Source organism: Rhodococcus sp. IEGM 1318 (assembly GCF_033142465.1).
GTDB lineage: Bacteria > Actinomycetota > Actinomycetes > Mycobacteriales > Mycobacteriaceae > Rhodococcus_F > Rhodococcus_F qingshengii_B.
The window spans coordinates 61,524-85,663 of record NZ_JAWLSC010000015.1 but is presented as its reverse complement, the minus strand read 5'-3'; the positions used below and the strand labels follow the sequence as shown (position 1 = coordinate 85,663).

21 protein-coding genes are annotated in these 24,140 nt (G+C 62.5%); 3 read left to right on the top strand and 18 right to left on the bottom strand.

What is annotated here, in order from left to right; all coding sequences use genetic code 11:
* Nucleotides 1–33: 33 nt before the first annotated feature.
* The 10 genes from R4P65_RS28125 to R4P65_RS28080 all read right to left on the bottom strand — a co-directional run bounded on the left by R4P65_RS28125 (nucleotide 34) and on the right by R4P65_RS28080 (nucleotide 14,072).
* The gene (locus R4P65_RS28125) at nucleotides 34–1,536 is read right to left on the bottom strand and encodes a glutamate synthase subunit beta (protein WP_317828952.1); all 1,503 of its coding nucleotides are present in this window, start codon (nucleotides 1,534–1,536) and stop codon (nucleotides 34–36) included.
* Nucleotides 1,529–6,013 carry a glutamate synthase large subunit gene (gltB, locus tag R4P65_RS28120; protein WP_317828951.1) on the bottom strand — a complete coding sequence of 1,495 codons (4,485 nt, stop codon included), beginning with the start codon at nucleotides 6,011–6,013 and terminating at the stop codon, nucleotides 1,529–1,531. The genes R4P65_RS28125 and gltB overlap by 8 nt, the downstream gene beginning before the upstream one ends.
* Before the next feature lie 133 nt (nucleotides 6,014–6,146).
* Nucleotides 6,147–6,953 (bottom strand): TM2 domain-containing protein, encoded by an 807-nt coding sequence (locus R4P65_RS28115; RefSeq protein ID WP_317828991.1) that lies wholly within the window; start codon nucleotides 6,951–6,953, stop codon nucleotides 6,147–6,149.
* A 126-nt stretch (nucleotides 6,954–7,079) separates the two neighbouring features.
* Nucleotides 7,080–7,505, bottom strand: a complete 426-nt coding sequence (locus tag R4P65_RS28110; protein WP_317828950.1) for a TM2 domain-containing protein — start codon at nucleotides 7,503–7,505, stop codon at nucleotides 7,080–7,082.
* Nucleotides 7,502–8,599 carry a prolipoprotein diacylglyceryl transferase gene (lgt, locus tag R4P65_RS28105; RefSeq protein ID WP_317828949.1) on the bottom strand — a complete coding sequence of 366 codons (1,098 nt, stop codon included), beginning with the start codon at nucleotides 8,597–8,599 and terminating at the stop codon, nucleotides 7,502–7,504. Before lgt ends, R4P65_RS28110 begins: the two co-directional genes overlap by 4 nt.
* The gene (gene trpA, locus R4P65_RS28100; protein ID WP_003944010.1) at nucleotides 8,596–9,399 is read right to left on the bottom strand and encodes a tryptophan synthase subunit alpha; all 804 of its coding nucleotides are present in this window, start codon (nucleotides 9,397–9,399) and stop codon (nucleotides 8,596–8,598) included. Before trpA ends, lgt begins: the two co-directional genes overlap by 4 nt.
* Nucleotides 9,396–10,757 carry a tryptophan synthase subunit beta gene (gene trpB, locus R4P65_RS28095; RefSeq protein WP_317828948.1) on the bottom strand — a complete coding sequence of 454 codons (1,362 nt, stop codon included), beginning with the start codon at nucleotides 10,755–10,757 and terminating at the stop codon, nucleotides 9,396–9,398. The genes trpA and trpB overlap by 4 nt, the downstream gene beginning before the upstream one ends.
* 74 nt (nucleotides 10,758–10,831) lie before the next feature.
* Nucleotides 10,832–11,641, bottom strand: a complete 810-nt coding sequence (gene trpC, locus R4P65_RS28090; RefSeq protein WP_003944016.1) for an indole-3-glycerol phosphate synthase TrpC — start codon at nucleotides 11,639–11,641, stop codon at nucleotides 10,832–10,834.
* Nucleotides 11,642–11,766: 125 nt separating this feature from the next.
* Complete coding sequence (locus R4P65_RS28085) at nucleotides 11,767–12,414, bottom strand: TIGR02234 family membrane protein (protein WP_317828990.1); 648 nt, start codon at nucleotides 12,412–12,414, stop codon at nucleotides 11,767–11,769.
* Nucleotides 12,415–12,485: 71 nt separating this feature from the next.
* Nucleotides 12,486–14,072 (bottom strand): anthranilate synthase component I, encoded by a 1,587-nt coding sequence (locus tag R4P65_RS28080; RefSeq protein ID WP_230813285.1) that lies wholly within the window; start codon nucleotides 14,070–14,072, stop codon nucleotides 12,486–12,488.
* A gap of 57 nt (nucleotides 14,073–14,129) precedes the next feature.
* Between R4P65_RS28080 and R4P65_RS28075 the strand changes: the two genes are divergently transcribed.
* Complete coding sequence (locus R4P65_RS28075; RefSeq protein WP_230813286.1) at nucleotides 14,130–14,588, top strand: peroxiredoxin; 459 nt, start codon at nucleotides 14,130–14,132, stop codon at nucleotides 14,586–14,588.
* 39 nt (nucleotides 14,589–14,627) lie between these two features.
* Here R4P65_RS28075 and R4P65_RS28070 read toward each other — a convergent pair whose 3' ends face one another.
* Nucleotides 14,628–15,410, bottom strand: a complete 783-nt coding sequence (locus R4P65_RS28070) for a class III extradiol ring-cleavage dioxygenase (protein WP_317828947.1) — start codon at nucleotides 15,408–15,410, stop codon at nucleotides 14,628–14,630.
* Between the two features lie 175 nt (nucleotides 15,411–15,585).
* On the opposite strand from R4P65_RS28070, the gene R4P65_RS28065 reads away from it, so the two are divergent.
* Nucleotides 15,586–16,095: a MarR family winged helix-turn-helix transcriptional regulator gene (locus R4P65_RS28065; protein WP_317828946.1), complete on the top strand. Its 510-nt coding sequence runs from the start codon at nucleotides 15,586–15,588 to the stop codon at nucleotides 16,093–16,095.
* 30 nt (nucleotides 16,096–16,125) lie between these two features.
* On the opposite strand, the gene R4P65_RS28060 is transcribed toward R4P65_RS28065, so the two are convergent.
* On the bottom strand, nucleotides 16,126–17,664 hold the full coding sequence (locus R4P65_RS28060; protein WP_317828945.1) for an FAD-binding protein: 1,539 nt from the start codon (nucleotides 17,662–17,664) through the stop codon (nucleotides 16,126–16,128).
* Between the two features lie 199 nt (nucleotides 17,665–17,863).
* Here R4P65_RS28060 and R4P65_RS28055 point away from each other — a divergent pair, with 199 nt between their 5' ends.
* A complete protein-coding gene (locus tag R4P65_RS28055) occupies nucleotides 17,864–18,454 on the top strand; it encodes a TetR/AcrR family transcriptional regulator (RefSeq protein WP_003943994.1) in 591 nt (196 codons plus the stop codon).
* Here the strand turns inward: R4P65_RS28055 and R4P65_RS28050 are convergent.
* From R4P65_RS28050 to R4P65_RS28025, 6 genes are read right to left on the bottom strand one after another with little or no spacing between them, the layout of a single operon-like run.
* A complete protein-coding gene (locus R4P65_RS28050) occupies nucleotides 18,451–18,918 on the bottom strand; it encodes a hypothetical protein (protein WP_317828944.1) in 468 nt (155 codons plus the stop codon). The two genes, R4P65_RS28055 and R4P65_RS28050, sit on opposite strands and share 4 nt — an antisense overlap.
* Nucleotides 18,915–19,451: a hypothetical protein gene (locus R4P65_RS28045; protein WP_317828943.1), complete on the bottom strand. Its 537-nt coding sequence runs from the start codon at nucleotides 19,449–19,451 to the stop codon at nucleotides 18,915–18,917. Before R4P65_RS28045 ends, R4P65_RS28050 begins: the two co-directional genes overlap by 4 nt.
* Nucleotides 19,418–20,737 (bottom strand): MlaD family protein, encoded by a 1,320-nt coding sequence (locus tag R4P65_RS28040; RefSeq protein ID WP_317828942.1) that lies wholly within the window; start codon nucleotides 20,735–20,737, stop codon nucleotides 19,418–19,420. Before R4P65_RS28040 ends, R4P65_RS28045 begins: the two co-directional genes overlap by 34 nt.
* On the bottom strand, nucleotides 20,734–21,867 hold the full coding sequence (locus R4P65_RS28035; protein ID WP_317828941.1) for an MCE family protein: 1,134 nt from the start codon (nucleotides 21,865–21,867) through the stop codon (nucleotides 20,734–20,736). Before R4P65_RS28035 ends, R4P65_RS28040 begins: the two co-directional genes overlap by 4 nt.
* Nucleotides 21,864–23,123, bottom strand: a complete 1,260-nt coding sequence (locus R4P65_RS28030) for an MCE family protein (protein WP_317828940.1) — start codon at nucleotides 23,121–23,123, stop codon at nucleotides 21,864–21,866. The genes R4P65_RS28035 and R4P65_RS28030 overlap by 4 nt, the downstream gene beginning before the upstream one ends.
* Complete coding sequence (locus tag R4P65_RS28025) at nucleotides 23,123–24,136, bottom strand: MCE family protein (protein ID WP_050794052.1); 1,014 nt, start codon at nucleotides 24,134–24,136, stop codon at nucleotides 23,123–23,125. Before R4P65_RS28025 ends, R4P65_RS28030 begins: the two co-directional genes overlap by 1 nt.
* Between the last annotated feature and the right edge of the window lie 4 nt (nucleotides 24,137–24,140).

Here is a 24,140-nt window from a genome sequence, read left to right as displayed (position 1 = left end):
CGTGCACTTTCTGTTCTTACTCGATTCAGTTGTTCACCTCACGAACAGCGGAAATTCCTTCGGATGAACCGGCGACGGAAGGTCGGACCCGCCGGTGAAATACACGTCGACGGCACGTGCGGCCGACCGCCCCTCTGCAATCGCCCATACGACGAGCGACGCCCCGCGATGCGCGTCACCACAGACGAACACGCCGGGTGTCCGTGTCTGCCACCCGACATCACACTCGATTCTGCCGAGTGGATCGGTGCCGACATCGAGTTCGGTAAGCAGTGGGGCGGTTTCGACGCCGTCGAAACCGAGAGCGAGCAGGACCATCTCGCACACGAGATCCGTCGTGTCGCCGGTCTGCACCAGGGTCCTTTGTCCGTTCTCTCCCCGCGACACGGCGACCGGAACCATCCGGATTGCACAAACCGCACCGTCACCGTCGTCGAGAAATTCCTGCGCCGCCCATCGGAACCGTTTGTCACTGCCCTCCTCGTCTGCCTGGGAGCTGCGCAGGACCCGCGGCCACAACGGCCACGGGTCGCGGTCTCGATCGCGATGCCCCGGGGGTGGGACGTGGTAATCCAGTTCCGTCACCGAGCGCGCACCCTGGCGATGCACCGTGCCGAGGCAGTCGGCCGCCGTGTCACCGCCACCGATGATCACGACGTTCTCACCTCGCGCCGAGATACTCGACGCACCGTCACCCTCGCATTCACGGTTGGCGGCACGCAGGTACGTCATCGCAAAATGGATTCCGCGAAGGCCACGACCCGGTACGTCGGTGTCTCGGGCACGATCCGCCCCGACCGCCAGGACTATTGCCTCGAAATTCGTCCTGAGGTCTTGTGCGCTCACGTCGACTCCGACGGCGCAGTCCGTGACGAATCGGGTCCCCTCGGCGGTCAACTGGGCCAGGCGTCGGTTGATCAAGGCCTTGGGTAACTTGAATTCCGGGATTCCGTAGCGAAGCAGTCCCCCGATTCGATCACTCCGCTCGAACACCGTGACACGATGTCCGGCACGTGTCAGTTGTTGAGCCGCAGCAAGTCCCGCCGGTCCCGAACCGACTACCGCAACACGGTTACCGCTGTGAACTACGGGCGCCTGTGGCCCTAACGAACCAGACTCCCAGGCGTTGTCGACGATCGTCTGTTCGATGCGCTTGATCGTGACACCTCCCGACGTGCGCTCGTCGTCGAGTGCGAGAACGCACGCCGTTTCGCACGGAGCGGGGCACAGATGCCCGGTGAACTCGGGGAAATTGTTGGTGGAATGCAGATTCTCCGAGGCTTCGGACCACCGTCCACGCCGAACCAGATCGTTCCATTCCGGGACGAGATTGCCGAGCGGACACCCCACCCCTGCCGAATGGCAGTACGGCACAGCACAGTCCATGCATCGCGATGCCTGTGCAGAAACGTCTCGATTACGCACGACGGGATCCATCGACTCGTATACCGATTCCCAGTCCCCGACACGCACATCGGTCGGCCTGGTCGGTGCGCCGGATCGTTTCACGCTGAGGAACCCACGTGGGTCAGGCATGAGCCGGCTCCACCAATTGGTTCTCTTCCACGGCCTTCTGATAGTCGACAGGCAAAACCTTGGTGAATCTCGGACACTGGCCGACCCAGTCGTCGAGAAGTTTTGCAGCGACCGACGAGCCGGTCGCGTCCAGATGATCACCGAGAATCTCGACCAGCCGACTACAGTCTTCCGCCGAAGGCCGCTCGAGAACGACCATGTCGCAGTTGACCTTCTCGGCGTTCAAGTCGAGTACGAAGGCAATTCCGCCGGACATGCCTGCAGCAAGGTTCCTACCAGTTGGGCCGAGTATCACGACGCACCCACCGGTCATGTACTCACACGCGTGATCTCCGACGCCTTCCACCACAGCGACCGCGCCCGAGTTACGAACAGCGAATCGCTCCCCCACACGCCCCCTTGCATAGAGTGCACCGCTCGTAGCGCCGTACAGCAGCGTATTGCCGGCAATCACCTGCTCCTCGGCCACGAAGGGTGCATCCTCACTCGGCCGAAGCACAATTCGTCCACCGGAGAGACCCTTCCCCACGTAGTCGTTTGCATCGCCGACTACGACCAGCGAGATGCCGGACGGCAGGAACGCACCGAGTGACTGGCCTGCCGTTCCACTGAGCACGACGTCGATGGTGCCTTCGGGCAGCCCGACAGCGCCGTAGCGTCTGGTCACCTCAGCGCCCAACCTCGTTCCCACCGCTCGATCCGTATTGTGTACAGGCACTTCGATATGCACGGGTCGAGCGTCCTCGAGTGAGTTCGCGGCGAACTTGATCAGGGTGCGTTCGAGTTCGCTCGAAACAGGTACACACGGCCGGTAGGTCGCGCCGGCCGCCGCGGCCGGAACGTCGAAGAGTGGTGAGAGGTCCAACGTCCGACTCTTCCAATGCGCCACTGCCGGAGACATTTCCAATACGTCTGCGTGCCCCAAAGCATCGTCGATACTTCGAAACCCCAGTTCTGCCAACAACCGTCGTACGTCGTCGGCGATGAAGCGGAAGAAGTTCTCGACGTACTCCGGCCGGCCGGTGAATCGCTCGCGCAGTTCGGGATTCTGCGTCGCTACTCCGACGGGGCAGGTGTCGAGGTGACATACCCGCATCATGACGCAGCCGGCCGCGATGAGTGGCGCCGTGGAAAACCCGTACTCCTGCGCCCCCAGCAACGCGGCGACGACGACGTCCCGCGCCGTGCGCAAACCCCCGTCACACTGGACGACGATCCGATCGCGTAACCCGTTGAGCACTAAAGTCTGCTGAGTTTCGGCCAGCCCGATCTCCCACGGCGTACCCGCGTGATGGATGGACGAGAGTGCCGCCGCGCCCGTCCCGCCGTCGTGACCGGAAATCAGTACAACGTCGGCGTGCGCTTTGGCCACACCTGCCGCAACTGTCCCGACTCCGGCCGCGCTGACCAGCTTCACGTGTATCCGCGCACGATCGTTTGCGCATCTGAGGTCGTAGATCAGCTGGGCGAGATCCTCGATCGAATAGATGTCGTGGTGAGGGGGCGGAGATATGAGACCGACCCCTGGCGTCGAGTACCGGGTTTCCGCGATCCACGGGTACACCTTGGACCCCGGAAGCTGCCCTCCTTCACCTGGTTTGGCACCTTGGGCCATCTTGATCTGAATGTCGGTGGCATTGACGAGGTAATCGCTGGTCACCCCGAAGCGACCACTCGCGACCTGCTTGACGGCGCTTCGACGCTTGTTGTCACGTAACCGCTCCGGTGCCTCCCCGCCTTCACCGGTGTTGGAACGTCCGCCGAGAGCGTTCATCGCAACCGCCATCGTCTCGTGCGCCTCAGCAGAGAGGGAGCCGTAGCTCATCGCACCGGTGTTGAATCGAGCGAGAATCATCTCGACGGGTTCGACATGACGGAGCGGAACCGGCGGACGAATCCCGCGTCGGAATCGAAATAATCCCCGCAGTGTTCCGCCCTGCGCGCTCAGTCGATCGACTTCGTCGCGGTAGCGACGAAACATGTCACTACGTCCCGACCGTGTCGCATGTTGAAGGAAGAACACCGACTCTGGCGTGAACAGATGCAATTCACCACCGCGGCGATACCGGAACTCTCCACTGCTGCTCAACTGACGATGCCGCTCCGCTGACGGCGAGACCGCGGCCGCGTGACGCATCAGAACTTCGCGGGCGACTTCGGTTATACCGATGCCGCCGATCCGGCTTCGTGTCTCGCAGAAATACTCGTCAACCAACTCTCGGCCCAAGCCCACGGCCTCGAAAACCTGAGCGCCCGTGTAGGAGTGAACCGTAGCGATTCCCATCTTCGACATCACCTTGAGCACGCCGGAATTTGTTGCTCTCAGATAGTTGTCCGTTGCCGTCTTCGGATCTATCCCGGGAAGTTCGTCTCGCTCGCTGAGTGCTTCTACCGATTCGAGAGCAAGATACGGGTGGACAGCCGCCGCGCCGTAGCCGATCAGCAGGGCGATGTGATGAACTTCGCGGGCGTCACCCGACTCGACAACGAGTGAGACCTTGGTTCGCAGGCCATGACGAACAAGATCGTGGTGCACGCTTGACACTGCGAGCAACGACGGAATGGGAGCCTGCTCGCAGTCCGATCCACGGTCGGAGATCACAAGGATTTCGACACCGGCGGTGGCGGCAGTTCGGGCGGTCTCACGAAGCCTCTCGAGACCCTCGGCGAGACCGCCCCGCGCATCGAATATTCCCTGCAGGACAGTGCTTGCCGGAGTTCGAGGGCCGCGGAGTTCGGCGATCTTCTGCAATTCCAGCGGACCGATCACCGGTTTCTGCAAAACGATCCTCCGGCACGATCGGGCAGATGCTTCGAACAAGTTCTGCTCGGCACCGAGCGTGGTTGCGAGTGTCGTGACGACTTCCTCGCGAATCGCGTCCAACGGCGGGTTGGTCACCTGGGCAAAGAGCTGAACGAAGTAGTCGTACAAGAGCTTCGGTCGATCAGAGAGAACAGCAAGCGGCGTGTCGACGCCCATCGATCCCAACGGCTCCGATCCTGAGCTTGCCATCGGGACAAGAATGTCCTGCAGGTCCTCGGCCTGGTATCCGTAGAGCAGCTGACGTTGCAACAGCGGAGCCGGATCGCCTCGGGCAGGCGCAGACTCGGGGATGTCCGCGAGATCGACCAACCCCCCGGCGAGCCAGTCCCGGTAGGGAGCTGTGCTCGCAAGTTCCGACTTGATCTCCGCATCGGGAACGATGCGACGGCGAGCAGTGTCGACGAGGAACATGCGCCCCGGTTCGAGGCGCCCCTTTTCCAGCACCTCGGACGTGGGGGCGTCGAACACACCGCTCTCACTGGCCAACACGATACGGCCGTTCTTCATCCGCCACCATCGCCCTGGTCGAAGTCCGTTGCGATCCAACACCGCCCCCACAACGGTGCCGTCGCTGAATGTTACCGACGCCGGACCGTCCCACGGTTCCATCAGGCAACCGTGAAATTGATAAAGGGCCCTTATCTCGTCGGGCATCGAAGAATCGTTTTCCCAGGCACCGGGAACCATCATCGCGATGGCGTGCTGCACACTGCGTCCCCCGAGCGTCAAAAGCTCGAGTACTTCGTCGAAGGACGACGAGTCGGATCCGCCCGGGGTGCAGATCGGAAACAGGCGATCGATGTCCCCGTCGAAAAATTCGCTCCGCAACATCGGCTCGCGAGCACGCATCCAATTTCTGTTTCCCACAATCGTATTGATCTCGCCGTTGTGAGCGATGCAGCGATACGGCTGAGCGAGTGGCCACGACGGAAAAGTGTTCGTGGAGTATCGACTGTGCACGACTGCCAAGGCGGTTCGCATTCTGCCATCGCGTAGGTCGGTGAAGTAACCGGGTAACTGCGCCGGGGTGAGCATGCCCTTGTACACGATGGTTCGCGCGGACAGCGAAGGGAAATACACTGCAGTGCCGTCCGAATGAATCCGCTCGACTCGCCTCCTGAGCGTAAACACTCGTCGGTCTAAGGCAATTCCGCCCACACTGTGATCTCTTGGCTCGGCGCACGTCACAAAACACTGGCTGGTGTACGGAGCACACTGCGCGGCAACGGCTCCGACGCAGTCACTGTCGACCGGTACCTCTCGCCACCCGATAACCCGCAGTCCTTCTGCCGCTGCGCACTGATCGATCCGAACAACCGCTTGGCGACGTGCTTCCTCGTCCACCGGAAGAAAGCAATTTCCGGCCGCGTAGGTGTTCTCACCCATCGAATTGGGCCGTGGAAGCTCGAACTCGGTCACCGCGTCGAAGAACTCCGTCGGCAGCTGAATCAGAATGCCCGCGCCGTCACCACTGTTGGATTCGCGCCCGACTGCGCCGCGATGGGAGAGATTGCCCAAGACTGCGAGCGCCTGGTCGACAATGGAATGCATGTGCCGTCCAGAGGTGTCTGCTACCACGGCTACACCACATGAATCGGTTTCCTGATCGGGGTCGTACAGGCCTCGAGGATCAGGTATTCGAGAAAACGGCACTCGGCGACCTCCACACGGACATGCAGCCGACGAGCGCTAGTTTATCAGCCCATAACCGCAGGTCGCGAGAGTAAAACTGTGACCCCCTGATACCGAGGCATCAGGGGGTCACACTTGCCGACGGTCGTTTCGATCAGCTACGCAAAGGGCGGTTGTACTGATCGCGCACACTGCCGGTCAACATCATGATTCCGTCGATGAGCGGCCAGATGCCACCGATTCCACACGTCAACCAAGTGACCGCGATCTGTGCGACAGCCATGCCGGGCTGGTTGAGATAAAAACGTCCTGCACCGAATCCGCCGAGCAGAATGCCCAGCAATCCGGCAGTCGTCTTCGACTTGTCCGAGTACGGTTCACCGGTCATCGGGTCACGTCCGTATGGTGCGGACGGGTCGACCATGCCGTAGCCAGGCTGAGGATAACCCGGAGCTTGTGGGTACCCCTGAGGCTGACCGTAACCCGGCTGTGAGTATCCCGGCTGGGGGTATCCCTGCGGCGGAGCCGCGTAGGGATTCGGAGTCTGATCTGCCGGCGCACCGTAGACGGGACCGTCCGTCGGGGTTTGGGTCGGACTCGAGTAGTCAGGCACCGGATAGTTTTGAGCGGCGTAGCTTTCCTGCGACGTGTACGGCGCTGTGGGCTGATTCGGTGTGGAATCAGCAGTGGGAAACGCTGTAGTCGATTCGGTTCCGGTCGGCGGCGGGTAGATGGGGTGGTTTCCCCAACCCGGACCGTTTCCGACTCCCGAATACGTATCCCAGCCTGGACCGGTGCCGGTGGTCTCCGTCGACGGCGTCTTTTCCGTGGGCGCCGAGGTCTCCGTCAACGACGCATCCGCAGTGGCGTCGTAGTCGAAGGGCGACCCGAACTGCGGTGGAACTGGCGGCTGCGATCCAGACGAGTCCCCCGACTCGGAAGGTTCCGGATTCTTGTTCAAGTTAGGCAACGTACTTTCCTTCGATTCGACGACGGTACGTAATAGCTTTTGTTATCAGGCCGCGAGAAGGTTCGACCTTCGCGTGGCCAGTCCCCCACACATCTGTCCTCAGTTCGTGCTCGCGACTCATCCTCGCAATGGCCGGCGAGCACCGTCCCGCGCATTGCCCGAAAGTATCACGATGCCGTCGATGAACGCCCAGATCCAAATTCCGATGGCAAATGGAATTCCGATGAGGAATGCCGACATGAACAGCGCGAAGAACATGCCGAGCAGTTGGCACAGTCCGATGCCGACACTTCCGATGTAGAGGCGCCCGACTCCACAGATTCCGAAGAAGCCCAGCAAGATCTGCAACAGGCCAGCGGTGGCCTTCGACTTGTCGGAATACGGTTCCCCGGTTACCGGGTGCCGACCGTACGGCGCGTAGGGATCACCGAACCCGTACATCGACGGAGCCGACGGTGACTGCTGATAGCCGTACGGATTGGGCACGCCGTACACCGGCCCCTGATCCTCGGGGAATCCCCCCTGCGAAGAGGGAACTGTCACGGCTTGTCTTTCTTCGACAGCTTCACCGCGTCCGACGACTCATCCGTCGCTGCTGTGGAGGCGCTTGCCTCACTGGAATCGGATTCCGTGGAGTCGGATTGAGGGGAATCAGATTCAGTAGCCTTTGCATCAGCCTTTGTACCAGCCTTTGTATCGGCTATTGCTGAATCACTCTCGGTACCGGGCGTCGCGGCTCCTGCTTCACCGGCAGATACCGCAGCAACGTAGTTCTTCGACTTCAAATCAGCCGGATCCTCACGACCCTTCTTCGCCAGGAAGAAGTAGGCAAGTGCGGCGAAGAACACGATCCCCGAAGTGAAGGTGTTGACTCGAATGCCGGCGATCTCGTAGGCAAAATCGTCGCGCATCAGCTCGACGACGAACCGGCCCAGGCAGTAGCCCGCGACATACAAAGCAAACAGGCGTCCATGGCCGATCTTGAATCGGCGGTCGACGAAGACCAGCAGGATCACGATCAGGACGTTCCACACAGCTTCGTAGAGGAACGTCGGGTGGACGACCCGGATGACTTCCCCGTTGGAGACACCTGCCAGTTGATCGAGTTGGCCGGACGAGTTCACACGCTCGAAGATCTCGAGGCCCCACGGCACGGTGGTCTCGCGACCGTACAACTCCTGGTTGAAGTAGTTGCCGATACGGCCGATGGCCTGCGCGAGCAGGATGCCGGGCGCAATCGCGTCACCGAGGGCAGATACGGGAATGCCGCGTCGCCGGCAGCCGATCCACGCACCGATGCCGCCGAGGAAGACAGCTCCCCATATTCCGAGGCCACCCTGCCACACCTTGAGTGCGTCGAGAGGCTGACCGTTCTCGCCGAAATAGGCGGGCCAGTCGGTCAATACGTGGTAAAGCCTGCCACCGATCAGACCGAAAGGAACAGCCCAGATCGCGATGTCGAGAACGGTCCCCTTCTCGCCACCGCGGGCGACCCAACGACGATCTCCCCACACGATCGCGACGATGATGCCGAGGATGATGAAGAGCGCGTAGGCGCGCAGCGCCACCGGTCCGACGTACCAGACGCCTTGGGGCGGGCTGGGGATATAGGCCAGCAGTTCCACAGTTGAGGTCACGACGCCACGGTAGCCGAGCGGACGCCCTCAGCGAGTTCTTCGGTGAGCGAGCGAACTGCACCCAACCCGTTCTCGACCGCGGAGACCAGGGCCGAACCCACGATGACGGCATCGGCGTATGCCGCGATTTCGGCAGCTTGTGCGCCGGAGCGAACTCCCAATCCGACGCCGACGGGGATGTCTGAGTGCGCGCGGATTCGTGCGGTCAGTTCCGGAGCCATGGACGAGACGGCGTCTCGCGCGCCGGTGACACCCATCGTCGAGGCCGCGTAGATGAATCCGCTGCTCGCGTCGAGCGTCATCGCGAGCCGTTCCTCGGTCGAGGATGGAGCGACAAGGAAGATCCGGTCGAGGTGGTGCTCCTCGGATGCTTCCATCCAGGCGCCTGCTTCTTCCGGAATGAGGTTAGGAGTGATGAGTCCGAGCCCACCGGCGGAAGCGAGGTCTCGTGCAAACTTGTCGACGCCGTACTGCAGCACCGGGTTCCAGTAAGTCATCACAACGGCCTTGCCGCCGACCGAACTGATCTGCTCGATCACGGTGAAGATGTCGCGAAGGCGAACGCCGTTGGTGAGTGCGGTTTCGGCTGCGCGCTGGATGGTCGGACCGTCCATGACCGGATCGGAGTACGCGACACCGACTTCGATGATGTCGCAGCCACCGTCAACCATCGCCTTGAACACGTCGATCGACTCGGGAACCGTCGGGTAACCGGCAGGAAGGTATCCGACGAGGGCGGCGCGCTTGTCAGCCTTGCACGCTGCAAAAGTGGGTGCGAGGCGTGATGGTCGTTCGCTCACTTGTCCGAGCCTTCCGTGTTGTCGTTCTGGTCTGCTCCGTTATCCGGAGCGGTTGCCTGATCCGAAGGTCCGTCGAAAAGTCCGAACCAGCTTGCGGCGGTATCCATGTCCTTGTCACCGCGTCCGGAGAGATTGACGACGATGATCGCTCCCTCGCCGAGTTCCTTGCCCAGTCGGAGTGCGCCGGCGACGGCGTGGGCGGATTCGATGGCCGGGATGATGCCTTCGCGGCGCGAGAGCAGCAGAAGCGCATCCATGGCTTCGCTGTCCGTGACGGGTTCGTAGGTAGCGCGCCCGATGTCGCTGAGATAGGCGTGCTCGGGCCCGACACCCGGGTAGTCCAAACCGGCAGAAATCGAGTGCGATTCGATGGTCTGACCGTCTTCGTCCTGGAGCAGGTAGGAGTAGGCGCCCTGGAATGCACCCGGTGTACCACCGGCGAATGTTGCTGCATGCCTACCAGTTTCGACACCGTCACCGGCCGCTTCGTAGCCCACCAGCCGTACCGACAGATCGTCGATGAACGGGTGGAAGATTCCGATCGCATTCGAACCACCTCCGACGCAGGCTGTGACTGCGTCGGGCAGGCGGCCGGTCAGTGCCTGAACCTGGACACGTGTTTCGAGGCCGACCACTCGCTGGAAGTCGCGAACGATGGTTGGGAACGGGTGCGGGCCTGCCGCGGTACCGAAGCAGTAATAGGTGTTGTCCGCGTGGGAAACCCAGTCGCGCAAGGCTTCGTTGATCGCGTCCTTGAGCGTGCGCGAACCGGTCTCGACCGAGACGACCTCCGCGCCGAGTAGGCGCATGCGGGCGACGTTCAGTGCTTGACGTTCGGTGTCGACAGCACCCATATAGATGACGCACTCGAGACCGAGAAGTGCACAGGCGGTGGCCGATGCCACACCGTGCTGGCCTGCTCCGGTCTCGGCGATGATGCGGGTCTTACCCATGCGCTTTGCCAGCAGAACCTGACCGAGAACATTGTTGATCTTGTGAGAACCGGTGTGGTTCAGATCTTCACGCTTGAGAATGATGCGCGCACCACCGGCGAACTCGCTCATTCGCGTTGCCTCGAAAATCGGCGACGGACGTCCGGTGTAATCGCGCTGCAGGCGATCGAGTTCGTTCAAGAACGTGTCGTCCGCGCGAGCCTTTTCGTACTCCGCGGTGACCTCTTCGATGACCGCCATGAGAGCTTCCGGCACATGCCGTCCGCCGTAGACGCCGAAATGGCCTCCGGCATCGGGATCATGTGAGCGCTCGGTGAGTCCCGCGCTGGCGGGCGGCAGATTGCCGCCCTTGAATGCTGCACCTGATACTGCATCGGAGCCTGGTTCCTGAGTACGTGAAGTCACCCCACCAGTCTGCCCCAAGGGTGCCGCTGGTCACCGCCCGGGTGCGTCAAAGCACGCCGGGCCGGTGATGCGCTCTATCGAGACGGTTTCGGGCAGGACGGGTGCGCGCCGGCGTTGACCAGATCTGCGACTGCCTTGCGAGGGTCACCGCTGGTCACGAGGCCTTCACCGACGAGCACCGCGTCGGCACCCGCACCGGCGTACGCCAACAGATCGGCAGTTCCGCGAACACCCGACTCGGCGATCTTGATCGTCTCGGTCGGTAGACCGGGAGCAATGCGACCGAAGGTGTTCTTGTCCACCTCGAGAGTCTTGAGATTGCGGGCGTTCACACCGATCACCTTGGCGCCGGCTTCGAGCGCGCGGTTGGCTTCTTCTTCCGTGTGCACCTCGACGAGGGCAGTCATTCCGAGGGATTCGGTGCGATCGATCAGCGAGGCGAGCGCCTGCTGTTCGAGCGCGGCAACGATCAGCAAGATGACGTCGGCACCATGAGCGCGAGCCTCGTGAATCTGGTACGGCCCCACGATGAAGTCCTTGCGCAGCACCGGAATGGTGACAGCTTTGCGGACCGCGTCGAGATCGGCGAGCGAGCCGTGAAAACGGCGCTCTTCCGTGAGAACACTGATGATGCGTGCGCCACCGGCTTGGTAGGCCGCGGCAAGCTCTGCGGGATCGGCGATGTCGGCCAACGCACCCTTTGACGGGCTCGCTCGCTTGACCTCGGCGATGACGCCGATGCTCGATTCCAGAAGTGCTGCTGCAGCATCGAGTGCAGGCGGTGCAGCGGCGGCAGCAGCCTTGACTGCAGCGAAGTCGAGTACGGCTTCGCGGGCGGCGACATCAGCGCGCACCCCGTCGAGAATCGAGTCGAGTACGGTCATCGTGGCCCGAATCCTTTCTGGGCAAGAGCCCGATGTGAGATACGTCATCAGGGTGGTCTCAGCCTAGTGGGACGAAATTTTGCTACTCCGTCGGGGTACCCACGCAGGTGAGGCTTCAGTCTTATTCAGTGCGACGAACGCGGTTTCACACCGCTGTCGCCCCCGGCTCCGTCGTCCCCGTCGGCGACAGTCGGGTCCTCTCCGGCGTCGAGCGCGTCCCACAACATCCGTTGCGTCACAGGCTCGTCCGATGCGGCGGTGTCAGCCTTGCCCAGTTTTGCGGCCGCCTCCCGACGCGCAGCGGGGTTGTCGTACTTCGACGACAACCCGCCTCGCACTGGAGGTTTGCGCATCAGGAGCACTGCCGCACCGAGCGCCGCCACCGCTCCGACCAAGGCCAGCAGGGCAGGCAGTACCGAAACAGTCGTCGAGAGGTCTTCAGGGTGACCGGACAACTCGGCCAACTCCACCGCTCGATCCGCAGAAGCTCCGGAAACCAACAACTGCACCGCTGGAACCGCAACCGCTATTGCGACGAGTGCCACCAACAATCCGACTACCCGCAGGGCCCAACCTCGCACCGCAAACGAAGCCGCGATCGCCGCCAGCAGCGCAAGCGCGAGTGGAGTCATCGCCGCCGCCCACGTGCTGCCGTCGAGGTCCGTCGTCCGCTCCAGCGTCTTGCCGTCACTCGAAGTCAGATGAACCCACGTCATTCGCGAACTGCCCCACAGAGCAGCCGCCGCCAATGCGAGTAGAAGCGTTCTCGGCACTGCCGTTCCACGCGAAGTACCTGTGGGCCGTCCGGTTGAAGGTTGCTGCGCTGCGGTCGACTCGTTTTCACTCACTGATCGTCACCTCCGATGGTGCGCAGGGTGTGCGCCGACGCGATGGCGCTCAGTACTGCCATCGCCTTGTTGCGGGCCTCGGTGTCCTCGTACACGGGATCCGAGTCGGCCACGACGCCGGCGCCCGCTTGGACGTATCCGACCCCGTCCTTGATCAATGCCGTTCGGATAGCGATCGCGGTGTCGGCGTCGCCGGCGAAGTCGAGGTAGCCGACGATGCCGCCGTAGATACCCCGCCTGGTGGGCTCGAGTTCTTCGATCAACTGCATTGCCCGCACTTTGGGCGCCCCCGACAGGGTTCCAGCGGGAAAGCATGCGGTGACCGCGTCAAGAGCGTGCTTTCCCTCGGCCAGATGACCGGTGACGGTCGAGACGAGATGCATGACATGGCTGTAACGCTCGATGTGCCGATAGTCGTGCACCTTCACCGTGCCCGGGCGGCAGACACGACCCAGATCGTTTCGCCCGAGATCGACGAGCATGAGGTGCTCGGAGTTCTCCTTCTCGTCGGCGAGGAGATCCTTCTCGAGCAGAATGTCGTCCTCCTCGGTGGCACCGCGCCATCTGGTTCCCGCGATCGGGTGCGTGGTCGCGACACCCTCGGCGACCGTGACCAGTGCCTCGGGGCTCGAACCGACGATCGAAAACGCGGTCTCACCATCACCGTTCGGCACGTTGAGCAGATACATGTACGGGCTGGGGTTCGACGCACGCAGCATCCGGTACACATCGATCGGCGCTGCAGTGCAATCGATCTCGAATCGCTGCGAGAGGACTACCTGGAATGCCTCGCCCGCTTCGATGTCGCCGATCAGCTTCTTGACGTCGACACCGAAACTTTCGGTGGTGCGCTGACGGCGGTAGTTCGGAGTCGCTTTCGAGAAGGTCGAGACGGTCGATTTCGCCGGCGCCGCGAGAGCGCGAGTCATCGCGTCCAACCTGGCGACCGCGTCGTCGTACGCCGTGTCGACACGCTCGTCGGTACCGTCCCAGTTGACGGCATTGGCGATGAGGGTGATCGCCCCTTCGTGATGATCGACGGCAGCGATGTCGGCAGCCAGCAGCATGACCATCTCGGGTATCTGCAGGTCGTCGACCGCCGAGTCACCCAATTTCTCGAGTCGCCGAACCGCGTCGTAGCCGAGGAATCCGACCATCCCACCCGTCAGAGGCGGCAGGTCGGGCAGCCGTTCCGAACGAAGTAGTTCAAGGGTGGCACCGAGCGCATCGATCGGGTCGCCGCCGGCAGGAGCGCCGGCGGGAACATTGCCGTACCAAGCGGCTTCTCCGTCCACGACAGTCAGTGCTGCCGGGCTTCCGACGCCGATGAACGACCACCGCGACCACGAACGACCGTTCTCGGCCGACTCGAGCAGGAAGGTGCCGGGACGATTGCCGGCCAACTTCTCGTACGCCGAGAGCGGAGTTTCGGAGTCCGCCAACACTTTCCGAGTGACCGGAACGACCCGGTGCTCGGCTGCGAGAGCACGGAACTGCTCCCGAGTGGTGGTGGAATCGGACGCGTCACCGACGATCGCGGTGTCGGACGACCGTGCGGACATGGAGGTGGGCTCGCCGTGCATGGCTCCATCATCCCAGGCTCCCCCACGCGGGCGTCGTGCGCGGGTAACCTCGGCCGAATGAAACCAGGCCAACTCGCTCCCGAATTCTCGCTGCCCGACCAGGACGGAACTCCGCGCTCGCTGACGAGCCTGCTCGAGAACGGACCCCTGGTCCTCTTCTTCTACCCGGCAGCCTCGACGCCGGTGTGCACCGCCGAGGCGTGCCACTTCCGAGACCTCGGCGGCGAATTCGCCGCAGTGGGCGCTTCGCGGGCCGGCATCAGTACCGACACGGTCGAAGCGCAGTCCACCTTTGCAACCGCACAGTCGTTCGACTACCCCTTGCTTGCCGACACCGACGGCGCCGTAGCCGAACAGTTCGGCGTCAAGCGCGGGCTTCTGGGCAAGCTGGCTCCCGTCAAACGCTCGACCTTCGTGATCGACACCGACCGCACCGTTCTCAAAGTCATCTCGAGCGAGCTGCGCGCCAACACACACGGCGACCAGGCACTCGAGTTCCTTCGCAATCGGAACTGACTTCCCTGGGCAACCTGATTCTCTGGGCTACCTGAATTTCTAGGCGACCTGAATCGAGCGCTTCGCAAGTCCCATCCAAAATCCGTCGATCACCTGGGTGGGCACCTGTTCCGGATCGGACGACGCACCGAGCGTGACGAACAACGGGGCGAAGTGCTCGATGGTCGGATGCGCGTACGGCATCCCGGGAGCTTGGGCGCGGAAGTCGATCAACGAATCGACGTCGCCGGCAGCGAACCTCTCCCCTGCCCACGCATCGAATTCCGCCGACCATCCCGGGGCCTGCGCTACCGGCGACGGATCGCGCAGGAACGGTAGGCCGTGCGTGGTGAATCCGGATCCCACGATCAGCACACCTTGCTCGCGGAGGGGCCGTAGGCGCTCACCGAGATGGAGCAAACGCTCGGGGTCGAGAGTGGGCAGCGAAATCTGCAGAACCGGGATGTCTGCATCCGGGTACATCACCGTCAACGGCACATAGGCACCGTGATCGAGGCCCCGATTCGGCTGCTGAACCACCCGTTCGTTGTCCGGCATCAATGCGGCAACCTGTGCGGCGAGGTCCGGAGCGCCGGGAGAGTTGTACTTCGCGCGGTAGAACCTCTCGGGAAAACCGCCGAAGTCGTAGATGAGCGGGGTCCCCGTTGTCGTCGATCCTATCGTCAGCGGTGCTGATTCCCAGTGCGCCGAGACGACGAGAATTGCCGTCGGTCTCGGAAGATCGCCGGCCCACGCTCCCAACTGCTCGACCCACAACGCACTGTCCACCAGGGGTGGAGCACCGTGGCTGAGATACAGCGCAGGCATTGTCGTGGTGGACATACGGACTCCTCGGGATAGACATTCGTCGTCAAGTTGAAGGTTCAACCTAATATAGAACTCAACACTTTCGTCCCGCAACTATTCCCCGCAAGATTCTTCTGGACATGCGTCTGAGACGCTGTACACCAGCACGCTCCGTGCACGAAGAATGCTCGACCCGAAGGAGAAGTCACCGATGAGTGAACCGACCGCGCAGACCGACGCGCAGTCTCAGACGAAGTGGCTCACAGCCGAGCAGCAGGAAGCCTGGCTGACACTGATCGCTCTCGTGACTCGGTTGCCGGCCGCACTCGACACTCAACTGCAACGAGATTCGGCACTCACACACTTCGAGTACTTCGTGCTGGCCGCACTCTCGGACGCCCCCGACCACAAACTCCAGTTGTCGGTACTGGCGCAGCGCGCGAACGCGTCCCTGTCCCGTCTCTCTCACGTCATCACGAAAATGGAGAAGGCCGGCTGGATGAAACGGGAAGTCATCCGGGGAAGCCGTGGATCCAACGCGGTACTCACCGACGAAGGCATGGCAAAGGTTGTCGCGGCCGCGCCACCTCACGTCGCGTCTGTCCAAGGCCTGCTCTTCGAGGGCCTCGATGATCGCCAAGTTGCCCAGCTTTCGTCCCTGGGTACGGCAATGCTCACCCAACTGGACAAGGGAATCGCCGCCGGACTCGGCAAGGCCTGACCAGCCAGCCCCGAAACGAGCGACTGTTGCCTACGACGGCGGCTTCGTCAGGTCCAGCGCAGCCAGGTGACTGAACAGCATGCTCGCACCGATCGGGTTTCCACCGCCCGGATACACCGTCCCGCTGGCCGCTGCCATCGTGTTTCCGGCCGCATACAACCCCGCGATAGCCGTCCCGTCAGCCTTCAGCACGCGCCCGGTCGCGTCGGTACGTAGACCACCTTTCGTCCCAAGATCGGAGATACCGAAAGCAGCGGCGTGGAACGGTCCCTGATCTATCGGGACGAGTGGCGACGCGCCATCCGAGAAGGCTCGGTCGTACGCAGTATCTCCTCGACCGAAGTCCGTGTCGACGCCAGTTGCCGCCAATGCGTTGAACCGCTTCACGGCTTCCACCAGATTCTCCGCGGGAACATTGATCTGGGAGGCAAGGTCTTCGAGTGTCTCGGCACTCTTCCACAATCCGGCATCCACGTACTGCTCCGACGGAGCCAACGGGACGTTGGGTGCCTTCACCGGTGGCACTGAACCTTCCCGGCTATCGTAAATCATCCAATACGGAGTGGTCACTTTCCCAGCCCGCATGTGTTCGATTACGGCGCGGCCCAAGCGGTCGTACGGCGCAGATTCGTTGACGAACCGACAACCGTTGTCGTCCACGAAAATTCCGCCCGTGAACCACAGCGCAAACGCGGAGCGCCCATCTGGATGGGTGAGTCCAGGCGACCACCAAGCTTCGCCCATCAGGTCGGTGTCGGCACCCGCGGCGACCGCCGCCTGGTGCGCCTTCCCGAGGTTGCCGGGGCAGCCCATCGTGTCGAGAGCGGATCCGGGAACACCGAATTCGGCACGCATGGTCTCGTTCTGCTCGAATCCGCCGGCGGCGAGGATCACTCCTCTGCGTGCCCGGATGGTTCGACGCCTTCCATTTCGGTCGACGACGGCTCCGACCACCACTCCTTCCTCGACAACCAACTCCTCGAGTGTGGTCTTCAGATGCATGGTGGCGTTCGGGAGTTCCGCAAGCGCCAACAGGAATCGTCCGATCAACGACTGTCCACCGACGAGGTACTTCGGCAACTCCTCCCCCAGCCGTTCCGTCGCCAACGGCGGACGAAGCGAATCACGAAGCGCACTTAGCTTGTTCGCGTTCATCGGCTTGGGAACAATGTGCCGTCCGCTCGCTCGAGCCTTGGGCTCTTCACCGAAGTAGTCAGGCCACGGCAGTATCTGAAATTCGAAGTTCGAGTCCTCTTCGAGGTAGTCGATCAACCCGGCGCCACCTCGAACGTAGGCTTCCTGAACGTCGGCGGGCGTACGATCACCCACCACTGATCGGTAGTACTCCAGTGCATCCTCGATGGTGTCGTCGTCGCCACCGCGGCGGAGAACAGCGTTGCACGGGAACCACATTCCGCCGCCGCCGGAGTACGCCGTTGTTCCGCCGTACTTGTCGGTTGCTTCGATCGCAATGACGTCGAGGCCTTCGCGGGCCGCCGTGTACGCGCCGGTGAGTCCACCGCCTGATCCCACAGCGAGTACGTCGCACGTCTCGTCCCACTTCGTCATCGTCAGCCTCTCTGATTCTGGGCACAATTTCCGAACATGTTCTAGAAATCGTTCTAACACATGGACTTAGCGATCGCGGGGGTTCGAAATTCTCTCCCACCGAGCGGGAGCGAGACATGACACCGAGCGGGGAGCGAGAAACGAGCGGCGATAGCGCACACTTTGCTCGCACGGGTCCGATCCCGTAGTGTCTGGACACATGTCTGGTAAGACCAAGTTCGAGTCCACTCGCCGCCGACTGACCCAGCAGCAAGCCGAAACCGTCGATCGATTGACCGCGGCAGCGATCACGGTCCTGCGCGACAAAGGGTTTGCCGATCTGACTGTGCGAATGGTGGCAGCGGAAGCCGGTGTCGCCGCGGCTACGGCGTACACCTATTTTTCGTCCAAGAGTCACCTTGTGGCAGAACTGTTCTGGCGCCGACTCGACGCGGTACCGCACGAGCCCTCCCCCGAGGCGGAACGAGAAGCGCAGGTCTGCTCGGTCCTTCGAAGCGTCGCACTCCTCGTTTCCGACGAACCGGAGCTGGCCGCGGCCGTGACCACGGCGATGATGGGCAACGATCCCGACGTCGAACACCTTCGGGGACGTATCGGCAAGAACATCCGCGAGCGGCTCATCGAGGCGCTGGGGCCGTCATACGATCCCGACGTACTCGAAGCACTCGAAATCTCCTGGTCCGGAGCGCTTGTCCGAGCCGGCATGGGTTACGAGTCCTATTCGCAGATCGCAGACCGGCTCGAAGTCACTGCCAGGCTGATCATGGCGGGCCGCGACAACCTTCACTAGATGGGGGTCATGGCACTCACCAGCCATGTGCCGTCGACTCGATCGAGTGTCACCTCGACTCGGCTCGACGTCGACGCTGGTGCCGGCCGCGCGATACTCGTCGTGATCTGATCGACGAACAGGAGCAATTCCGCTCGGTCTGCAGCAGCGGAGAGCACTCCGACATCGACTACTAGCGCCTTCGTGCTGATTCCTTGCTCCTTCGACTGGGGTGCAACGGTTTTCGATCCGAATTCAGCGAAGCGGTCCTGAAATGTTCCACTTGCGCCCTCGGCAGCATGTGCAAGATCCTCGTCCACCGTGTCGCTGTTGTAGCTCAAGAGATTCTCGACGAGCATCGGCGCCACACCGATCACCTCGACACGTGCGGTTTCAGCGGCTGCCGAACGGTGGTGACTCCAGAGCAGAGTCCCGCCGACTCCCACCAAGATCAGCGCTGCAAACGCCAAGACCGCGCGCTTCACGGGACGAACTCCACACTCGACATCAGTACCCGATCGTCGACCTCTTCGACACCGACGCGAAGACGGTAGGTTCGCGCCGAAGACTCTCCCGCCGAATTGCCGACCTGAGCCGATGCCGCGATCAGTACCACCCCCGAGGTTCCGGATTCCGATGCCAGGGCTGCGGTGTCAACACGACCGTCGGAATCGACGGCGAAATCACGGATCGATGCGACGAACGCAGATTCACCGGTCTTCAGTTCGTCTGCAAAAGTCCCCGTAGTCAGCGACTTCAGCGCCGCGAGATCCTCGTCGAGCGTGGCAGAGTGAACGTCGATCAGAGCAAGGGTTCCTGCGACAGCACCGTCGACGAACTCTTGACGCTGGGACTCTCGCGCGCGGTCCGATCGAACAGCCAGACAACCGAAGACCACAACGACGCTCAGAGCCGCGAGTGCAATCCAGACCAGGGCAGTGAGTACACCGCGCTTCCCTCCGACCGGATCCAGCACCTCACCTCTCAGCGATTCGTCGGCGTCAGCAACTGTTGCCACGGCTCACCCTCCCCCGGACCGGAGTCAGCCGGAGCCAACTCCGTGTGTTGATAGTCGACTCCGTCAGGCCCGGTGTACAACTCGCCGGGCGCATTGGTCCCCGACGGCACGTACGCTTCGGGGCTCCGGCAGATCTCCGGGCTCGGTGCTCGTTTGCCCGGTACCTCCATGCAGGGAATGTTCCGAGATCCACGAACGGCGAAGACCGAGTTCTGCGGAACTTTGCAGTACAAGTCGGCCGGGATGTCCGGGACGCTCATCTGGGTCGGGTCTCGTCGCTGATCGGCCGGAAGGTAGCCGGTCGAGCAGGCCGCAGGGTCCTGCGCTTGGAGATGGAAGTTGACGTTCGCGGCGCCGTCCACCTGCCCGCGTTGTACGACGGTTTCCTGTGCCGCGACCAGTGGCGGCAAGATGACGAGCACCTGCTCCAACCCGGCGTTGTACGTCAAAGCCACCTGAGCGGTGCTGGTGAAATTGGCAAGCAGCACAGGCAAAGTGGGTTTGAGGCCTTGAAACAGCAGGTCGGCTTCAGTCGCGAAGCCCGGTCCGGTCTCGAGGATATTGCGCACGGAGCCGTCGGCGACCTCCAACTGCCCACTGAGCTGAGCGACACTGGACGCCCACTGGCGGATCTGGTCGCCCGTCACCACCTGGGTCTGAAGGAGCGGATCCAACTGCTGTACGAGCGTCGTGGCCGGGGTTGTGGCGGCAGACATCTGATCGACGAACGAGGTGGTCGAATCCAGCAAACGTGCCAGGTCCTCTCCCCTGCCACCGAACGCTGCCGCGGACTCGTCGATCACCGATCGCAACTTGTCCTGCGGTACGGATGCGAGCATCGCCTGTGCCTGATCGAGGACCGGTCCGATCTCGGTCGGGATCGTGACAGCCCCAGGGCCGATCACGTCTCCGTCGGCCAGAAAGGGTCCGTCAGCGGTACTCGGTTGCATGTCGACGTATTGCTCGCCGATGGCCGACACACTTCGCACCGCTACCGTCAGCTCGCGGGAGGGAACGGGAACCGCACTCTCCAAGGATAATTCGGCTCGCACAACTCCCGGAAAGAGACGCACCGACCTGACCTGACCGATGGTGTCGCCGCGATACGTCACGTTCGCGTTCCGATAGAGGCCACCGGCGTCGGGCAGCTCGACAGTCACCGTATAACGCCCGATTCCGAGCATCGTCGGAACTCTCAGATACGAGATCGCCGCCGCGCTCATGCCTATCACTGCGAGGATCGCGAAGATCGTCAATTGCCTGCGCACCAACTTCGTGAGAATCATCGCCCACCGCCCTGGGCGGTCCGCCCTGTTTCAAGTGGGCCGGCCTGCCCTGTTCCAAGTGGAGCGGTCAAGGGATCGACCAGTATTCTGTTCTCCACCGGAGTTTGCGGCGCCCCGAACGGAGTGCCGAAGCCGAGCCCCGACCGGAGACGATTACTCGTGAGGTCGATCAGCGCCCACAGATTGGTGTAATCGCCGCGCATTCCGTCGTCGATGGTCGTCTGGGGGAAGGGGAAGGTACTCAGGTTGCCCAAATTGTTGATCAGGTCCGGTCCTGTTTCGACCACCTTCTGCAGCGTCGATTCCAAGGCGCTCAAATTGGCTTTCAAATCGTCGCGGGTCCGGTCGACCAGATCGGTCCCGACGTCCCCGAACCTGCCGACCGCATCGAGGGCGGTGGTCAGGTCGACGCGTTGGGCGCTGAGTTCCGCCAAGGCCGGATCAAGGGTCTCCAACGCCTCACCGAGAACGTCTCGCTGAGCCGTGATCTCGCCGGCGAACACGTCGAGATTCTCCATGGTCGTGACTATCGCCTCGCGTTGACGGTCGAGTGTCTCGGTCACGGTGTCCATCTGGCTCAGCAGGTCGCGCGCCGCATCCGTCCGTCCGCCGAGAGCAGTGTTCAGTTCCGTGGTGATGCTGTGAATCTGGGCCAGCCCACCGCCGTTGAGGACCAATGACAGTGCCGTCAACGCTTCCTCGGTGGTGGGATAGACACTGGCCGATGCAAGGGGAATCACGGATCCCTCCGACAACCGCCCTTCCGGCGCCACCTCGGTGGGCGGCGCGAGCGCGACGTGTTTGGATCCGAGCAGACTGGTTTGGCCGATCTTGGCAGTCGCGTTGGCGGGCAGCGACACCGAACCGTCGAGCGCAACCGTCACCCGTGCGTGCCAGTTGTCGGTCTCGATCGCACTGATACTTCCGACTGTCACGTCGTTGACCATGACCGGAGAGTTGGGACTGATCGACGTGACGTCCGGCATCTCGATCACGACTGCGAAACTCCCCTCACCGCGCCCAGCCGCGCCTGGCAGCGAAACCGAATTCAGCCCGCTCCATTGGCAACCCGTCAGAACCAGCACGGTGCTCGCCCCCAGACACACTGTCACCCACCTCCGGGTAGTCATCGGGATTCCGTCGACGGCATGAGCAGTCCGGCCAGGTCAGGCGCCGGGGGCATGGTCGGAAAGCCCAACGCAGCAGGTTTCAGATCAGGCTCGCTGTACATCAACTGATCCGGTAACGCGCCGAGCGCCCGTGTCGGATTGAGGCTCAGATCCGGGTAGTTCGCCTTGATCGTGTTGAGCAACGGGCCGAGGTATTCGATGCACAAATCCGCACCCTTCTTCGAGGTGTCGTTGGCCAGACCGGCGATTCCGCCGCAGATCAAGTCGATCGGATTACCCACGTTCTGAAATGCAGGCACACCTACCATTGCTCCTTGAGCCGGCCGGTAGACGTTGTAGTAGTTCGACAACGCCGTCGGAGCCAGGTGCAGAACCTTCTCCAGGCCCGCACGCTTGTCGACCAGTACCTGCGACACGTCGGCCAACTTCGCGACCTGCTCCGTCAGTCCAACTCGGTTCTGTTCGACAAATCGCCGCACGTCGCCGACGGCGGCGTCCAGATCGGCAAGAGCAGGCGCCAATTGTGTCCGGCTCTCGGCGAGCACACTCGTGACATTCGCCAGCCGACCTTGGAACTGGACGATCTGTTCATCGCTTGCCGCGAGTGCAGTGGTGAAAGTCTGCAGACCGCGGATCGTGCCGAACAGGTCGGCGCCGCCTTCGTCGAGCGTGCTCATCGCCTCCGAGAGTTCGGTCACCGAGCGTCCCAGAGCTTCACCATTGCCCGCGAGTGCAGATCCGGCACCGTCCAGGAAGTTGGCGGCAGGCCCCCGATCGTCTCCGCTCGGGCCCAATGCATCCGCGGCCCGGCCCAACTGTTCCTTGATCTGGTCCCATTCCACCGGGACAGCCGTGCGGTCGAGCCCGATCTCCGCACCGTCGGACAGCGCGTCGGCGCCGTCCGTCACCGCCGGCGTCAACTGCACGAAGCGAGCCGAGACCAGAGACTGCGCAACAATCACCGCCTTTGCGTCTCGGGCCACCGGAACCTCGCGAGCCAGTGTCAGTTCGACGCGCATCCGGTCTCCTTGCGGGGTGATACCGGTGACGTGACCGACGTCGACTCCCACGACACGAACGTCGTCACCGACGTACAGCCCGGTCGTCGAGGTGAAGTACGCCGTCACGTTGTAGTAGCGCAGATGTTGCACCGCAAGGTATCCCGACACGACGACGATCGCCGCGCCGACGACGCTTCCACCGACGACGCCGATTCGACGCCAGTTCACCGGTTTGCGAACTCGTAAGGCACCCATCATCGAACCTCCGGAATCGGTAGCGGCGCAGGTGGTAGCCCGAACATCGCGTTGATCAACGGTTGGGTGTATTGCGCCGGTACCAGGTTCTGGACGTAGGCGTAATAGAAGGGACCGCTGGCCACGGTGTCGCCGAGCGTGCCCACGTACGTACCGAGACCGTCGATTCCCTGAGAAAGGTTGTCCTTGTTGTTCTGCAGAATGCCGACAACCGTGTCGAGTTTGCCGAGGACCGGTTGCAATTGCGCCTCGTTGTCGTGGACGAGTCCGCTTAGCTGGGTCGACAACGCCGAGATGTTCGTGATCACTTCCCCCAGCGCCGCCTGTCGCCGATCCAGTTCTCCCAACAAGGCATTGCCGTCGACGAGTAGCGCGTTGACCTGTGGTCCACGCTCGGCCAGCGTCCCGGCGACGTCGTTTGCATCGGACAGCAAGGTGCGCAACATGTCGTCGCGTCTATTGACGCTGTCGGAGATCCGTGCGACACCGTCCAGCGCCGGCCTCAGGTTCGGCGCACTGTCGGACATCACCTGCCCCACTGCGTCGAGTGATTCGGAGAGTTGGTCGAGATCGATGTCCTCGACCGTCGTGGTGAGGTCACCGAGCACGTCGGGCAGCGAGTACGCCGATCTTGTTCGCTCGACCGGGATCTCGCCGCCGACCGCGATCCTTCCCGGACCGTCCAGATCGAGCGATACCGCTCGCTTGCCGAGCAACGACATCGTGGTGACGGCCGCCGATGTGCTTTCTCCCAAACCGATCGAGCCTTCCAGTGTGAAATCCACGCGCGCGAGTCCGTGCTCGACCTCGATCCGATCCACCGTTCCGATCTTCACTCCGGCGGCGTTGACTTCGTCTCCCGGCGCGAGACCGCTGGCGTCGGCGAACACCGCGCTGTACCCGACACCCGATTTCAGGAACTGCAGATTCTGATACTGGAGCGATGCCAATACGACGGCGGCCGTGACGACCAATCCCACGACCCCCACGCGTACGGCCTGGCTCTGTGCCATCTCT